This window comes from Halobacterium sp. BOL4-2 (assembly GCF_016917835.2).
GTDB lineage: Archaea > Halobacteriota > Halobacteria > Halobacteriales > Halobacteriaceae > Halobacterium > Halobacterium salinarum.
This window is the reverse complement of the sequence record NZ_CP070332.2, coordinates 737,812-751,490: the sequence shown is the minus strand read 5'-3', so window position 1 is coordinate 751,490 and position 13,679 is coordinate 737,812. Positions and strand designations below refer to the sequence as shown.

At 64.4% G+C, this 13,679-nt stretch carries 17 protein-coding genes and 1 tRNA gene; 7 read left to right on the top strand and 11 right to left on the bottom strand.

The features are described from left to right. Positions 1–375 carry a hypothetical protein gene (locus JRZ79_RS17110; protein WP_010902725.1) on the top strand — a complete coding sequence of 125 codons (375 nt, stop codon included), beginning with the start codon at positions 1–3 and terminating at the stop codon, positions 373–375. Here JRZ79_RS17110 and dinB read toward each other — a convergent pair. Then, a complete protein-coding gene (dinB, locus tag JRZ79_RS17105; protein WP_205252633.1) occupies positions 368–1,603 on the bottom strand; it encodes a DNA polymerase IV in 1,236 nt (411 codons plus the stop codon). The genes JRZ79_RS17110 and dinB overlap by 8 nt on opposite strands. Before the next feature lie 144 nt (positions 1,604–1,747). On the opposite strand from dinB, the gene htr13 reads away from it, so the two are divergent. Further along, a complete protein-coding gene (gene htr13 / locus JRZ79_RS17100; RefSeq protein WP_205252632.1) occupies positions 1,748–3,019 on the top strand; it encodes a chemotaxis signal transducer protein Htr13 in 1,272 nt (423 codons plus the stop codon). Here htr13 and JRZ79_RS17095 read toward each other — a convergent pair. The 4 genes from JRZ79_RS17095 to JRZ79_RS17080 all read right to left on the bottom strand — a co-directional run bounded on the left by JRZ79_RS17095 (position 3,016) and on the right by JRZ79_RS17080 (position 5,461). Next, positions 3,016–3,261: a glutaredoxin gene (locus JRZ79_RS17095; RefSeq protein ID WP_070807657.1), complete on the bottom strand. Its 246-nt coding sequence runs from the start codon at positions 3,259–3,261 to the stop codon at positions 3,016–3,018. The genes htr13 and JRZ79_RS17095 overlap by 4 nt on opposite strands. A 56-nt stretch (positions 3,262–3,317) precedes the next feature. After that, positions 3,318–4,085 (bottom strand): GTP cyclohydrolase III, encoded by a 768-nt coding sequence (locus JRZ79_RS17090; RefSeq protein WP_205251710.1) that lies wholly within the window; start codon positions 4,083–4,085, stop codon positions 3,318–3,320. A gap of 189 nt (positions 4,086–4,274) precedes the next feature. After that, positions 4,275–4,859 (bottom strand): archaellin/type IV pilin N-terminal domain-containing protein, encoded by a 585-nt coding sequence (locus JRZ79_RS17085; RefSeq protein ID WP_205252631.1) that lies wholly within the window; start codon positions 4,857–4,859, stop codon positions 4,275–4,277. A gap of 11 nt (positions 4,860–4,870) precedes the next feature. After that, positions 4,871–5,461: an archaellin/type IV pilin N-terminal domain-containing protein gene (locus tag JRZ79_RS17080; protein WP_205252630.1), complete on the bottom strand. Its 591-nt coding sequence runs from the start codon at positions 5,459–5,461 to the stop codon at positions 4,871–4,873. Between the two features lie 595 nt (positions 5,462–6,056). Between JRZ79_RS17080 and JRZ79_RS17075 the strand changes: the two genes are divergently transcribed. Continuing rightward, on the top strand, positions 6,057–6,608 hold the full coding sequence (locus tag JRZ79_RS17075; RefSeq protein ID WP_205251708.1) for a hypothetical protein: 552 nt from the start codon (positions 6,057–6,059) through the stop codon (positions 6,606–6,608). A gap of 134 nt (positions 6,609–6,742) precedes the next feature. Here the strand turns inward: JRZ79_RS17075 and JRZ79_RS17070 are convergent, their stop codons facing one another. Beyond that, positions 6,743–7,366, bottom strand: a complete 624-nt coding sequence (locus JRZ79_RS17070; protein WP_229373416.1) for a hypothetical protein — start codon at positions 7,364–7,366, stop codon at positions 6,743–6,745. Positions 7,367–7,597: 231 nt separating this feature from the next. After that, a tRNA-Trp gene (locus tag JRZ79_RS17065) sits at positions 7,598–7,773 on the bottom strand. 109 nt (positions 7,774–7,882) lie between these two features. Here JRZ79_RS17065 and JRZ79_RS17060 point away from each other — a divergent pair. Beyond that, positions 7,883–8,095: a hypothetical protein gene (locus JRZ79_RS17060; protein ID WP_010902717.1), complete on the top strand. Its 213-nt coding sequence runs from the start codon at positions 7,883–7,885 to the stop codon at positions 8,093–8,095. A gap of 4 nt (positions 8,096–8,099) precedes the next feature. On the opposite strand, the gene JRZ79_RS17055 is transcribed toward JRZ79_RS17060, so the two are convergent. Then, complete coding sequence (locus JRZ79_RS17055; protein ID WP_010902716.1) at positions 8,100–8,324, bottom strand: DUF5795 family protein; 225 nt, start codon at positions 8,322–8,324, stop codon at positions 8,100–8,102. Positions 8,325–8,404: 80 nt separating this feature from the next. Next, positions 8,405–9,322 (bottom strand): DUF5794 domain-containing protein, encoded by a 918-nt coding sequence (locus JRZ79_RS17050; RefSeq protein WP_136361314.1) that lies wholly within the window; start codon positions 9,320–9,322, stop codon positions 8,405–8,407. A 510-nt stretch (positions 9,323–9,832) separates the two neighbouring features. On the opposite strand from JRZ79_RS17050, the gene guaB reads away from it, so the two are divergent. Continuing rightward, the gene (gene guaB, locus JRZ79_RS17045) at positions 9,833–11,332 is read left to right on the top strand and encodes an IMP dehydrogenase (protein WP_012289261.1); all 1,500 of its coding nucleotides are present in this window, start codon (positions 9,833–9,835) and stop codon (positions 11,330–11,332) included. A 142-nt stretch (positions 11,333–11,474) separates the two neighbouring features. On the opposite strand, the gene JRZ79_RS17040 is transcribed toward guaB, so the two are convergent. Both JRZ79_RS17040 and JRZ79_RS17035 read right to left on the bottom strand, forming a co-directional pair. After that, positions 11,475–11,684, bottom strand: a complete 210-nt coding sequence (locus JRZ79_RS17040) for a DUF2061 domain-containing protein (RefSeq protein ID WP_205252628.1) — start codon at positions 11,682–11,684, stop codon at positions 11,475–11,477. Between the two features lie 7 nt (positions 11,685–11,691). Continuing rightward, on the bottom strand, positions 11,692–11,892 hold the full coding sequence (locus tag JRZ79_RS17035; RefSeq protein WP_049892500.1) for a hypothetical protein: 201 nt from the start codon (positions 11,890–11,892) through the stop codon (positions 11,692–11,694). A gap of 383 nt (positions 11,893–12,275) precedes the next feature. Here JRZ79_RS17035 and JRZ79_RS17030 point away from each other — a divergent pair, with 383 nt between their 5' ends. Both JRZ79_RS17030 and JRZ79_RS17025 read left to right on the top strand, forming a co-directional pair. Beyond that, entirely contained in the window at positions 12,276–12,518 is a 243-nt protein-coding gene (locus tag JRZ79_RS17030; RefSeq protein ID WP_227970929.1) for a hypothetical protein, read from the top strand. A 144-nt stretch (positions 12,519–12,662) separates the two neighbouring features. Then, positions 12,663–13,673: an aldo/keto reductase gene (locus JRZ79_RS17025; RefSeq protein ID WP_136361312.1), complete on the top strand. Its 1,011-nt coding sequence runs from the start codon at positions 12,663–12,665 to the stop codon at positions 13,671–13,673. Positions 13,674–13,679 lie beyond the last annotated feature (6 nt).

Below are 13,679 nucleotides of genomic sequence, written 5' to 3'. Positions count from 1 at the left end.
ATGACAGCAGCCAGCACATCGCGTTCGGGGATCGGGCTCGCAACTGACTCGCTGACGCCGCTGCACTGGCTGGGCATCGTACTCGCAGTGGCCACCGGCGTGCTCCACCTCGTCTTGGGGGTCTCCCTCGGCCTGCCCGGGCTCGGCGGCTCGTTGTTCGTCGCCGGGGTCGGCTACCTCGGCGGCACCGCCGCGATCCTGGTTGGCGTCCGCCGACGGCTCGTGTACCTGCTCGGCATCCCGTTCACCATCGGGCAGATCGCCGCCTGGTACGTCGTCAACGCGCCGTCGTTTTCGGCGCTCGGCATCGCCGACAAGGTCGTGCAGGTGGCGCTCATCGCGGTGCTCGCGGTGCTCTACGCGCGCGCTACGTGAACTCGTCGAGGGTTGTTTGGCCGCCACACGACCCACGGCCTGCGCCACCACACGCGCCGCCTTTGTGACCGCCCCCGTCGCCGGTCTCGTCGCCGTTGAACCCCGCCAACGTGGCCTGCTCGCGCTCGGAGAACACCAGATTCGACACCCGGACGCCGACCTTCCGGACGGCCGCCCCCTCGAACTCGTCGAGCAACGACTGCGACACCGCCTCCAGGAGCGCCGGGTCATCGACCGGCCCCGGCAGTGACTCGGCGCGCGTCTGTACGTCGTAGGGCGGCGTCACGACCTTCACCCCGATGGTGCGGTAGGACGCGTTCGTCCGGCTGGCGCGGTCCGCAACGGCCCCGCTCAGCGCCGCCGCCTGCTCCCGCACCCGATCGAAGGACTCGGTCGCACCGTCGAACGACGACTCCCGCGACAGGCTCTTGGGCTTCCCGCGGGGCTCGACGGGACGGCTGTCCGCCCCGCGGGCGCGGCGGTGGAGCTCGCGGCCGCGCTCGCCGAACGCCGCCTCCAACACGTACGGGTCGGCGTCCGCTAACTCTCCCACTGTCTCGATGCCGCGCTCCCGCAGCGCACGCGCGTGCACCGGCCCCACACCGTGCAGGTCCGCGACATCGAGGGGCGCGAGGAACGACTGGACTGACTCCGGCGGCACGACCACCAGCCCGTCGGGCTTCTCGTGGTCGCTGGCGAGTTTCGCCGTGCTCATGTCCGGCGCGATCCCGACGCTGGCCGGGACGCCAACCGAGCGCGCGATGCGCTGCTTGATGTGCCGGCCGAACCCCGCCGCCACGTCCCAGGCGGTCCGGTCGGTCACGTCCAGATACGCCTCGTCGATGCTGACCTCCCGCACCGGATCGCCGAGCCCGTGCAGGATCTCGGACACCGACTCGCTCACCGACTCGTAGTACGCCATGTCCACCGGCCGGTAATACCCCGCAGCCGACGCAGCCGGCGCGTCCGCCTTCCGGGGCAGGCGCTCCAACGCCGCCGAGATCGCCTGCGCGCTCTCGACGCCGTACTCGCGGGCCTCGTAGCTCGCGGTCGCCACCGCACCGACCGTCTGCTCCGGCTCGTACCCCATCCCGACGACGACGGGCGCACCACGCAACGCGGGCTCACGCCGGCGCTCACAGGACGCGTAAAAACAGTCCATGTCCACGTGGACGACGATGCGCTCCTCGCGGGCTGGGGCCCCGGGCAATCGCTCACCGGCCGGCATCACCGGTGATTCACCGCGCGCACGGAAAAGCGACCGGACGGCGCGGCCGCCGCCCGCGTGCACTCCCCTCGTTCCGGCGAGCAGCCACGCGTTGCGACCATTTATCATGCAGTGCTCCCATTAGATGTGGGCATAGGCAGTCCAATGACCGGGCCCGACAACTCACTCACCGACCCCTCGGCGTCACCGTCGACGCCGGTCGCGTCGCTGCGACCGACAGCCGAACAGCTGCTTCCACAGCAGCGCGACCAACTGCACGCGTTCATCGAGCGCGTGCTGGCCGACCACCCAGACCACATCGTGGACTGTTGTGTGGAGTATTACACCAACACGCTCCCGAACGGAACGGCCGCGTACGGCGATCTGCTGGCGCTGCTGGCGGCCACCAGCGCCGACACCGACGCGTTCACCGCGGCGGTAACGGCCATCCAATCCCCGCTGCTGTCCGGTGACGGTCCGACCGACGGACCGCCCGCCCAGGAGTCCGTCACCGCCCACGCCCGCGTCGTCGCGGAAGACATGAGCGCGCTCCGCGGCCGTGTCGCCGCCGACGACGCCACAGCCACGGGCTCCGAGGCCACCGCCGACGAGGCCGCTGCGGTCGCCGAGCTCATCGAACGCGCCCGGGAGATGAACCAGAACATGGAGGAGATCGACCGGCTGGCGGCCCAGCAGTCCGACAACACGGACAACCTCAAAGCCGAGATCAGCGACATCAGCTCGGCGATCGAACAGATCGCCGCGTCGGCCACCGAGGTCAACGACCGCAGCGACGAGGCCCAGTCACTCGCGACCGACGGCTACGAGCGCGCGGTCGCGGTCGTCGAGCAGGTCGAAGCCATCCACGACGGCGTCACCGAGGTGCGACACCAAACCGCCACGCTGCAGGATCACACCGAGGCCATCGACGACATCGTGGAAGTCATCAACGACATCGCCGACCAGACCAACCTGCTGGCGCTGAACGCGTCCATCGAGGCGGCGCGCGCCGACGCCGGCGGCGAGGGGTTCGCGGTCGTCGCCGACGAGGTCAAATCGCTGGCCGAGGAGAGCAAAACCCAGGCCGAAGAGATCGAAGAACGCGTCGAGAACATCCAGGTCGAAACCCGGAACGCGGCGGACACGCTCGTCGAACTGGAGACCGAGACCGAGGACAGCCTCGAAGCGAGCACGTCCTCGCTTGACACCTTCGAGGAGATCAAAGACCTGGTCACGGGGGTGTCCACGTCCCTGGACGAAATCAAATCCGGGACCGAACGCCAGACCGAGAGCAGCGAGGAGCTCACGATGATGATCGACGAGGCGGCCCGAAAGGCGGACACGATCTCCGACGAGGTGGCGTCGATGGCCGACGCCAACCACGCACAACTCCAGAAGCTCGAAGCCTACCAGTCGGAATCCGACCAGTCGCGCTAGGCGTACTGGGTTTCGAGGTGGGTGATGATCTCCTGGGTGTCAGCCAGGAACGACGGCTCCATGTGGTCGTCGATGACGACCGGAACACCGGTCTGTCCGGTCACGTCTTCGACGGTCGTGCGGTCGGTGTGGGCGTCAGGCACGAGTGTTTCCTCGTACGCCACGTCGAGTGCGTCGAGTTTCGAGCGAACCTTCTGGGAGTACGGGCAGTCTTCCCGGGCGTAGAACGTGACCTGTGACATACCGATCGGTACGGTCGACACGCGCATAAGTGTCCCCCCAGAAGCGGACCCCGCCCCTACTGGCGGCCGGATCGCTCGACGATCGTGTCGTGTTCGCGGGCGACCTCTAGGGCGTGTTTGGCCCCCATACCGGCGTCGTGTGCCGACGCGCCGCGGCCGACGCCCACGCGAAGCGCAACGTCGGCCGTGTCCTGGACGTGTGCGATCGCGTCCTCGTAGTCGCCGTCCGAGAGCCCGGGGCAGACGGCGATAATGTTGTCGCCGCCGACGAAAAACGACAGCGAGTCGTGGGCGTCGTGCATGTGGCGCATGAGCGCGGCGTAGCCGGCCTCGATATGCGTGAACGACGCGAACGCGTCGAGTTCGTCGGTGTACGTGCCGGTGGCGTCGATCACGTCGAAGTGCGCGATCTGGACGTCGTTGTCGGTGCGCTCGGCGTCGGGGATCGGCTGGCCGAGCAGTGTCTCGCGGCGGTCGGCGTCCTGTGCGCTGCCCTGCTGCTGGAGTGCCCCGGTGGCTCCAACGAGTGCGTCGGCCGGCGTGCTGCCGGTGCCGATCGAGAGGCTCGCCGTGATCGGGTATCGGTTCCGGATCGACTCCTGGACGCGTGCGTGCGCTTCGAGATCCAGGCCGTTCGTGACCGCGATCATGTTGTCGAAGCGCGTGAAGAAAACGTATCCGTCCCGCGTCCCGATCGCCTGCGAGAGATCCGCGTACAGTCGCGACTGCAGCGTCTGGAGGTCCACCTCACGCCGTGGCGACGGTGTCACGGTCCACGGCCCGTAGTTGTCCAACTGGACGAGTGTTACCTGCGTGTTCGTCACGATACTGCATCCTCCACGCGGCCGGAGTATATCAGTTTTGGATCGCGTTCCATATCTGTCGGATGTCGATCAGTCACGTTCACCGCCAACACGTGTCACAGTCAACCACGCACCTGATACATCGCCGGCTACCAACGGGTGCCAGCTACACACGAAAGAAACCGCGATTCGGAGAATCTACCGCGCGCCTTACAGCTTGACGGCGTTTTTGTCCTTGAGCGATTCAGGGACGTTCGCCCAGTAGGTGGTTTTCGAGCCGTACTGCGTGGTCACCGTCAACTGCACCTCGTCACCGGCGCCGAGCTTGGAGCTGACGCCGCTGGCGTACATGATGACCTTGATGCGGTCGGACTGATCGACCAGCACGTTGTCGTTGTTCCCCTTGATCGAAGTGGTATTGAACTCCTCACCCAGCGTCGTCTTGTCAGCTGCGTTAGCGTGCGTTAGGGTGGTGGCTTTGTCCGGGCCGATCCACTGGATCGTGGATTTGCTGAGGTTGATGTTGTCGGCTCCGGCGGCCTGGCGCACAGTGAGGTTCACGTAGTCGACTTCCTCGCTGTTGACGTTGCCGTACGCGGAGACGATGTTGATGCGGTTGGAGACCTGTGCGGAGGCTTCCTCACCGGTCGCAGAGCCCTTGGATTGGAGGAAGCCGGCGGTGTTGATGAGGACGCCGGCGGCGATCGCGGCGACCAGCACCATCGCGATGAACACGATGAGCGTGCCGATCCCCACTTGGCCGCGCTCGTCCTCGTCTGTGATGAACTCGAACATGAGCGTGTGTGTTATAGCGTGACGGCGTTTTTGTCCTTGAGCGACTCAGGGACGTTCGCCCAGTAGGTGGTTTTCGAGCCGTACTGCGTGGTCACCGTCAGCTGGACCTCTTCGCCAGCCTTCAGTCCATCGGTGGTGATCGAGGCTGCATCCATGATGATCTTGATGCGATCGGACTGCTCGACCAGCACGTCAGCGTTGTTGCCCTTGATGGACTCTGTGGTGAAATTATCGGCGTTCGCAGCCGAGCTATCGTAGGTCAGGGTAGTGGCGGTGTCCGGGCCGATCCACTGGATCGTGGACTTGCTGAGGTTGATGTTGTCAGCCCCAGCGGCCTGGCGCACCGTCAGTCGGGCCGTGTCAACGACCTCTGCCGATCCGGATGCGTCGACGTTGCCGTACGCGGAGACGATGTTGATGCGGTTGGAGACCTGTGCGGAGGCTTCCTCACCGGTCGCAGAGCCCTTGGATTGGAGGAAGCCGGCGGTGTTGATGAGGACGCCGGCGGCGATCGCGGCGACCAGCACCATCGCGATGAACACGATGAGCGTGCCGATCCCCACTTGGCCGCGCTCGTCCTCGTCTGTGATGAATTCGAACATGATCTTGTTGAGGGTCCCGCGCGGGTAACCGACGCGAGTGTTTGACGTGAGTGACAGCCAACTAATAAACGTTTGTCCCAATTATCTACGGTGAAAACTACGGTAAAACGGCGTTACCCGGGAATGAGCACAGTACAACGGTTGACCACAACGACAATACTTGCGGATTGATAACGCGATTTCCGGTCGGCGATGATCCACTCCGACATGTTCACGTGACTAGGTTTCACACTCGGTCCGTGATTCATCCGGCAGCCGTCTGTGAGCGGCGCTCAGTCGTTGGTCTATCCGGCTGCCGCCGGGATCGCGAGTAGTCTACCCGCAGTGGCCGACGCGCGAACACGCTGTTCTGCCGGCTCACTGTGCGTTCGTGTCCGGGACCGTGCTCGCCCCGATCTGCACACGAGACCACGCTCGCTCGTGTGCGTATTCGCGCTCGGCCGGCCCCGTACACCCGCTGAACTGCCGCGTCCGTGATCTGACAACCTGGATTCACCCCGACCTTCGGGTGTTCAGTGAGCCAAACTCGTTCGGTTATCCGGGGTCGTGCGTCCGAGTCGAGTCTGCGAATCCGTACTGACGGCGGCTCTGCATCGTGAGGACACTAGTTCAAGAATTTGGGCACGGTTATCGAATCAGCGGTGCGCTCCTGAAGTTCCGCAACCGGAAGTCAGCGGGTACCGCATTCAAGAATGGGAAGAGCGGTGAGCGGGACATAACGATTTCCGAGGGGTTGCGAAAAACGCTGGTTGACTGCATTGGGGTGAATCGAGAAACGCAGAGTGACGAATACGGACGCGAACCCCTGTTTACGACTATTAACGGCCGGCTCCCCCGCCAACGTGCGTACAAGACGCTCGTTCCAATCACGAAACCCTGCGTATTGACGAACAGTTGTCCTCATGAACGACGCATAGACGACTGCGAGGCGGCTCAATCAGTTGAGAATGCTCCCAGTTGTCCGTCATCCCCCTCCCTTCAGCCGATTCGCCGCGGCTCGATTACCTACCACATCAACCGCGACTGGCCGAAGGAGAAACTGATCGAGCGGGTGGACGTGTCCGTCTCCGTGCTGGACAAGCACTACGACGCTCGGACGAAGGAACAGGAGCGGCATGGGAGAAGAGAATTCATCGACCTACTTTAGAAAACGCCCTGTTCACCTTATTCGTCGTCTGACTCGCCGCTCTTGTTCGCAGACAAGGCGGCGTACCTTTCTCCCTCGCCGGTGTCCACAACCGCATCTTCTTCGGACACGGCATTATCGTCTTCACTCATGCACTAGATTCGGTCATCGAGGGTTAAATAATTGCCTGTGAGGATGTACCATGAGAGGAAGAAGGCAATCAGCGCAAGTACGCACAATGCCACCCAACTCCAGCAGGTACTCACTGAACCGATAAAGAGGATCCCAGAGAGAGACATAAATGTAATCCCGTCCAATAGTGAAACTAGTGAGTATCTGAAGCGACTTGAGTTTACTTCGATAACTCTCTTATTTTTCTTTAAGTTATGACCGTAAGTTCCGATTACACGACGAATGTGCTTCTCCTTTTTTACGTCGTAGTCGGATTGGTTTAGGAGCTGTGCGGGCTGATAGTGCAAGCCAATTTTGAATCGACTGCTGAGGTACGTGATGATAGAAAAGGTCATCGAGGAAATCAGTAAGAAGACGCCAGCCGAGAATGCTACCCAAATTGGGAGGTTAGGAGGGGAGACCTGTCCATTGTTTATCCGGAATGCCACAGCCAAGACGGATAATATCGCTCCTACCAGCAAACCGATTAACCGGGTAACATGCTCCGCCTTTTTATCAATCTCATTTATTATCTGTATCTGATGATTTAACGTCCTTTCGAATCGGTCAACTGCATCTTCAAGAGATTCCTCAGTGCCGCTACTCATAGAGTATTCCCTGCGTTCAAACGTATTATAATTGTGTAATTGGAGAATAAGGTCTCCATCCAACCAGCAATAGTAATATTTGAGACTACCGTGCATCGAGCGGACCGCCACAAGGCGTTGGAGTCGTACCCCTGAACGATTCAAATCAGACTCGAAACCGCGAAAGTGGGGGTCCACGGGAAATCGCGGGACACTCCCGTCTTGCGGTTTTGGATATCTGAAGTAAGGGTATGGGGCCGGAGGGATTTGAACCCCCGATCGACTGATATCTCCGGTGCGCCTCGGAACTCCAGAGGGTCGTCACAGCGGACCGATGATCAGTCGGCCGCTCGGTATACCAGTCTGGAGCGTCGTCCCGGGCGCGGGCCTCTGGAGTCAGTCGCCATGCCTGGCTTGGCCACAGCCCCGTGCGTTCCATCATACGGCGAATCTCCTCAAGAGGGTTTCGATTCGGGGGCCGCCCGGACCGCCACGCAGCGAGTGGGTTTTGTGGATCGCGCGGCATCGCTTGGGTGTATGCCAGAGTATCCGATTGTCGTGCGGGAGCTCGGCGGCGAGAACCGACTGGGCGTCGAGGACGCCGACGACTTCGAGGGGGATCTACGGGACGTTGTCGTCGAGGGCTACGACCGCGTGGCGGTTCCGGAGTACGAGGACGGCGACCGCGTCGGCACGGTCGTTGCGGCGTCCACCACGGAGATCGAAACCGTGCGCTGGACGACCGACTGAGCGGCTACGACTCTCGGGCGCTCCAGTCGCAGTCCTGGCATTTGTACCCGGTGATGAACTCCGTGACCGACGGCATATAGCCGACGGTCAGCACGTCGCTGCCGCACTCCGGACAGTCGCGGTCGGCGTCACTGATCGGCTCGGCGTCCATCACCGACGTGCCTTCGACGAGTTCCGCGAGTTTCTTTGGGGTGACCATGCGACCCTGCACGACGCGGTTGTCAGCCATACATGTACGCCTGACTGTGCGCACATGAAAGCGTGTCGTCGCCGGGCACACGATGACTGCGATGCGGTGTGGTCCGAGGGCTACAGCCAGGGCGCGCGCTCCTCGGCGGTGTCCTCGCCGGGGTAGCCGTACGCGGCCTCGTCGGGCTCGTGGCCGTTCCCGCCGTCAGTTGCGGGGGGCGTGGCGCGGGCGTCGGGGCCATCGTCGGCCGGGACCGTGATGCCGTCCGGGCCGCCCTCGCCGTCGGGGGCGGCCTCGGCGTCGTCGCTGGCCGCCTGGTCGGGGTCGAACGCCAGCAGGCCCGCCACCGCGAACACCATCAGCGGCGCTTGTGACGGCACCAGGTTGAACACGGACAGCGCGAGCGTGGCGAGCGCGACGGCGGAGCCGAACCGGAACCGGTCGATGTCGACGACGCGGCGCAGGGCCGGCCCGAGCGCGACGACGACGAGCGCGAACGTGACTGCAACGCCGCCGGCGGCGGCGGCGTGTAACAGCAGCCCGTTCTCGTACTGCGTGACGAGCCTGGCGTTGGCCGGGCTCGCGCTGGCGAGAAAGCCCAGGCCGATGATGACACTGGGCGACGGCAGGTACTCCCCGATGGTGGCGCTGGCGGTTTTCGCGGCGATCGCGAGGATGACGAGCGCCGCGAAGCGCTCGAAGGTGTGGATGTCGACGACCGTGTCGACCGTCGGCGCGAGCGCCGCTTCGGCGGTCGCGATGACGATGAGCGGGACGCCGACGATCAGCACGCTGGTGGCTTGTTCACGGCGGGTGCCGTCCATCTCCGCGAGGATGACTGCCAGGGTGGCGCTGCCGCCGAACACGAGCAGGCCCGTCTGGAGGACGCCGGCCCACGTGTCGAGTGCGCCGGCGAGCACGAGCGCCGCGAAGATCCCATCGACGAGCGGCAACAGCGTTACCGTCGCGAGGAGCTTGGTTGCGCCGCCTACCTGTTGCTCCAGCCGGAGCGCAACGGGGTGACGTGAGCTGCTCATATGCTATCTTCTCAACGTGGGGGTGTGGTCGGAGCGACGATACAGACGGGCGGTCGTGCGTGCGCCTGTATTTGTTGCTGGCGGGAATCCGAGCCAGCGCCCACGTCGGTGGTCCATCGTCCCAAGGGTGAATTTCGGTACGTCCGGGGAAACAACAGTGTGGTTGCCGGTCGTACGCTTCGTGTTGGGACTGATGGAGTCCATACGTGCAGTAAATTCGTTTGAATCCATAAAGATTGCGTGACAAAGAGACGCATATGGTAAGGAACCGATACCGGTCTTTAAGTGGGGGCTTTGGGTTATCTACCCACGGTGGTAGTTTATCGAGAATACAACGATGCTTTAGAACGTCTATGAAGAACTGGTGGGGGAACGCCCGTCGAACTGTACACGTGTTGTTCCCCCGACGGGAATGCACAACCATGCATGGTGGTCTCCCCCACGTATCTCCGCCGGGTCACGTTCGCCCAATCTCGCAACGCTTTTGCGGTCTCACACCGACCGTTTGACATGGCGAACGATTCCTCAACGGACGGCAGATTCTCCGAGAAGCTTCGCGTCCCGGAAGCGCTCACGTTCGACGACGTGCTGTTGCGCCCGGCCGAGAGCCGCGTCGAACCGGACGACGCCGACGTCGCCACGCGCGTCTCCACGAACGTCGAACTCGAAGTCCCTGTACTGTCGGCCGCCATGGACACGGTCACCGAGTCCCGGCTTGCGATCGCGATGGCACGCGAGGGCGGCCTGGGCGTCCTCCACCAGAACATGGACACGGACCGAGTCGTCGCGGAGGTCGAACGCGTCAAGCGCGCCGACGAACTCGTCATCGACCGCGAGAACGTCGTCACGGCCGCCCCCGAGCAGACCGTCGAGGCCGTCGACGAGATGATGGACCGCAGCGACGTCTCCGGTGCCCCGGTCGTCGACGACGACGACACGGTACGCGGCATCATCTCCGCGACGGACATCCGGCCGTATCTCGAAGTCGGCGAGTCGGATGCCGTTCGGGAGGCGATGACCGACGAGGTCATCACCGCCCCCGAAGACATCACCGCACGCGACGCGCTCGAACTCATGTACGAGCACAAAATCGAGCGCGTTCCGATCGTCAACGACGAGCAGCACCTCGTCGGCCTGGTCACCATGCAGGGCATCCTCGAACGCCGCGAACACGGCAGCGCCGCCCGCGACCAGAACGGCCGCCTCCGCGTCGGCGTCGCCGTCGGTCCCTTCGACACGGAGCGCGCGACCGCGGTCGACGAGGCGGGCGCGGACGTGCTGTTCATCGACTGTGCGCACGCGCACAACCTGAACGTCATCGACTCCGCCCGCGAGATCAAAGCCAGCGTCGACGCCGACGTAGTCGTCGGCAACGTCGGCACCCGCGAAGCCGCCGAAGCGGTCGTGGACTTCGCCGACGGCATCAAGGTCGGGATCGGGCCGGGATCGATCTGCACCACCCGCGTCGTCACCGGGTCCGGCATGCCACAGATCACGGCCGTCTCACAGGTCGCCGACGTCGCCGCGCCGGCCGGCGTGCCCGTGATCGCCGACGGCGGAATCCGGTACTCCGGCGACGCCGCGAAAGCAATCGCCGCGGGTGCCGACGCCGTGATGCTCGGCTCGTACTTCGCCGGCACCGACGAGGCACCCGGCCGCGTCATCACGATGAACGGCAAGAAGTACAAGCAGTACCGCGGCATGGGCTCGGTCGGGGCGATGCAGTCCGGTGGCAGCGACCGCTACCTCAAAGACGACGACGAGGACGAGGAGTACGTCCCCGAGGGCGTCGAGGCTGCAACCCCCTACAAGGGGTCGCTGGCGTCGGAACTCCACCAGCTCGTCGGCGGCATCCAGTCCGGCATGGGGTACGTCGGGGCCGAGTCGATCCCGGCGTTCAAGGCTGACGCCGAGTTCGTGCGTGTCTCCGCGGCGGGACAGACCGAGGGCCACCCTCACGACGTGATGATCACGGACGAAGCGCCGAACTACAGCCCACAAGGCGAGTAGCGGCCTCCGCGATCGACCGCGCGGGATTTTGGACCGCTGGGGGTCGGACGGCAGGTCGGTCACGCAGCTTGCGTGCGCGAGCGCACGGTGCGTAGTCCGGGAGAGGTCGGTGCGGGGTTGCCACCGCTCCCAAGCCGCCTTGTCAGGCGGCCTGCCGTCCCCACGAGATGGTGCTCCAGAGGCGCTCCCAGAGGTAGTACAGTACGGTCTTTCCGACGGCAGCAGAGATACCCATCTTCGCCGCGGAGCCGAACTCGCCGGTGTAGAGGAACGCGATGGTGAACACCAGCGTCGTGGCGAACACGCGGTACGACGCTGCCTTCACCGCCGACCGGTAGCGTGAGTCTGCCATCGGGGGCTCACTCCACGTACCCGAGTTCGGCGAGTTTCTGCCCGAGTTCGCGGGCCTCCTGTTCGGTGATCTCGCCGTCGTCCTCCATCTCGCGGACGACGAGGTGTTTCACGAACTCCTTCGGGGAGGCGAACGGTTCGTCCTCGATGTAGGTCTCGACGTCGCTGACGAAGTCCTTCCTCAGAGAGATGGTGGTGTAGTCGGACACGACCGGAGCGTCTCGTGCACCCACATTAACTGTTGTTATATGTAATTAAACGCGGGCTGGCGGCAGCCAGCGCGTCACGACGTGGGTTTCGAGACCCATTGGCTACCGGATCCGGACGGCGGTGCACACGTCTCCGTGGACGTACTGGGGTGTCTCCATGCGGGGGTTGCCGCCACCGTGGTACGACGACCTTCCCCGGCTGGTCGCAGACCGCCGTTCGATGTCGGCGTCGCTCGGTTGCCTCGGCGAGTCGGAGATTCCGCCTTCCAGTGAGTGAGAATTGGTGCCACGCGCACTCCGCCCAGTGCGGGAACCGGGAACAGCAAGTCACTGATCACCGGCTTTCCCAAAGTTATATGCCTATTCCGTCAAACATGTTACGTATGTCGTCCTCCACGAAACTAGTCGAATGGATCGGTCGGGTGTCGGCCGGCGCGTTGGGATGGGTGCTCGTATTCATGGGCACCTTCGGCGCCCTGTTCGGCCTCGTCCAGCTGTTCTTCGGCCCGGAATGGCGGGGACCGGTCGGCTCGCTGGTCGTGCTCGCGGTATCGCTGCTCGTGGTCGCCATGGGGATCTACGGGAACCCCACGTACCGGGAGCGCATTCACGCCACGCTCGGTTGACGTCCGCCCCGGATTGAGTTTTGCGCCGGTTCGTCCCACAGTTTGGACTGCCCACCGGCGGGTGCCCGCGTCCGGCCGCCAGGCCGCCGCGGGTTGCCGATTGTTGAACGCATATGGGCGTGGTCGTGCTACTCGGAGCCGACCATGCCACCCACGGACGACCAGCCGCTCGACTTCGTGCAGCTCGGCGACACCGGACTCCAGACGAGTGCCCTCCAGTTCGGGACGTGGCGGTTCGGCAAGCGAACGGAGTCCGGCGACCTCGAAATCAGCGAGCAACGCGCCCACGACCTCCTCGACACGTACGCCGACGCGGGCGGCCGGTATATCGACACCGCCGACGTGTACGGCGGCGGCGACAGCGAACGCTGGATCGGCGACTGGCTGTCGGACCGCGACCGCGACCGGTACACCATCGCCTCCAAGATCTACTGGCAGGTGCGCGACGGCGACCCCAACAGTCGGGGGACGAACCGCAAAACCATCCGCAACCGCATCACCGCGCTGCTCGATCGCCTCGGCACGGAGTACCTCGACGTGTTGTACATCCACCGCTGGGACGGCGACACCACGGCCCGCGAGCTCATGCGGACGCTCAACGACCTGGTCGCCGACGGGCTCGTCCATTACCTGGGCGCGTCGACGCTCCAGCCGAACGCCTGGCGGATCGCGCGGGCCAACGAGCTCGCGCGCGCCGAGGGCTGGGAGCCGTTCAGCGTGCTCCAGCCGCGGTACAACCTGGTTGACCGCGAGATCGAAGGCGACTACCTCACGTTCGCCCGCGAGCAGGGGCTTGCGGTCTGCCCGTGGAGCCCGCTGGCACAGGGCTTTCTCACCGGGAAGTACAGCCGGGACGACGGCCTCACCGGCGAGTCGAAGGCCAGCGACTCCAGCCGGTGGGCGGACACCTACCTCACGGACGCGAACTTCGACGCCCACGACGTCCTGGACGCAGTTGCGGACGAGGTCGAGGCGTCGCCGCCCCAGGTCGCGCTGGCGTGGCTGCTGCACCGCGACGGCATCACGGCCCCTATCGTCGGCGCGCGCACCCCCGACCAGCTGTCGGAGAACATCGACGCGGCGACCATCGACCTGACCGACGACCAGATGGCGCGGCTCACGGACGCGGCCGCCGGACCGTACGCGGACCTCTGAATCGGG

Bases quoted from the DNA above. Each gene is read 5' to 3' on its own strand.
- JRZ79_RS17110 (WP_010902725.1), top strand. From the start codon at position 1: ATGACAGCAGCCAGCACATCGCGTTCGGGGATCGGGCTCGCAACTGAC.
- dinB (WP_205252633.1), bottom strand. From the start codon at position 1,603: ATGCCGGCCGGTGAGCGATTGCCCGGGGCCCCAGCCCGCGAGGAGCGC.
- htr13 (WP_205252632.1), top strand. From the start codon at position 1,748: ATGACCGGGCCCGACAACTCACTCACCGACCCCTCGGCGTCACCGTCG.
- JRZ79_RS17095 (WP_070807657.1), bottom strand. From the start codon at position 3,261: ATGTCACAGGTCACGTTCTACGCCCGGGAAGACTGCCCGTACTCCCAG.
- JRZ79_RS17085 (WP_205252631.1), bottom strand. From the start codon at position 4,859: ATGTTCGAGTTCATCACAGACGAGGACGAGCGCGGCCAAGTGGGGATC.
- JRZ79_RS17080 (WP_205252630.1), bottom strand. From the start codon at position 5,461: ATGTTCGAATTCATCACAGACGAGGACGAGCGCGGCCAAGTGGGGATC.
- JRZ79_RS17070 (WP_229373416.1), bottom strand. From the start codon at position 7,366: ATGAGTAGCGGCACTGAGGAATCTCTTGAAGATGCAGTTGACCGATTC.
- JRZ79_RS17060 (WP_010902717.1), top strand. From the start codon at position 7,883: ATGCCAGAGTATCCGATTGTCGTGCGGGAGCTCGGCGGCGAGAACCGA.
- JRZ79_RS17055 (WP_010902716.1), bottom strand. From the start codon at position 8,324: ATGGCTGACAACCGCGTCGTGCAGGGTCGCATGGTCACCCCAAAGAAA.
- JRZ79_RS17050 (WP_136361314.1), bottom strand. From the start codon at position 9,322: ATGAGCAGCTCACGTCACCCCGTTGCGCTCCGGCTGGAGCAACAGGTA.
- guaB (WP_012289261.1), top strand. From the start codon at position 9,833: ATGGCGAACGATTCCTCAACGGACGGCAGATTCTCCGAGAAGCTTCGC.
- JRZ79_RS17040 (WP_205252628.1), bottom strand. From the start codon at position 11,684: ATGGCAGACTCACGCTACCGGTCGGCGGTGAAGGCAGCGTCGTACCGC.
- JRZ79_RS17030 (WP_227970929.1), top strand. From the start codon at position 12,276: ATGTCGTCCTCCACGAAACTAGTCGAATGGATCGGTCGGGTGTCGGCC.
- JRZ79_RS17025 (WP_136361312.1), top strand. From the start codon at position 12,663: ATGCCACCCACGGACGACCAGCCGCTCGACTTCGTGCAGCTCGGCGAC.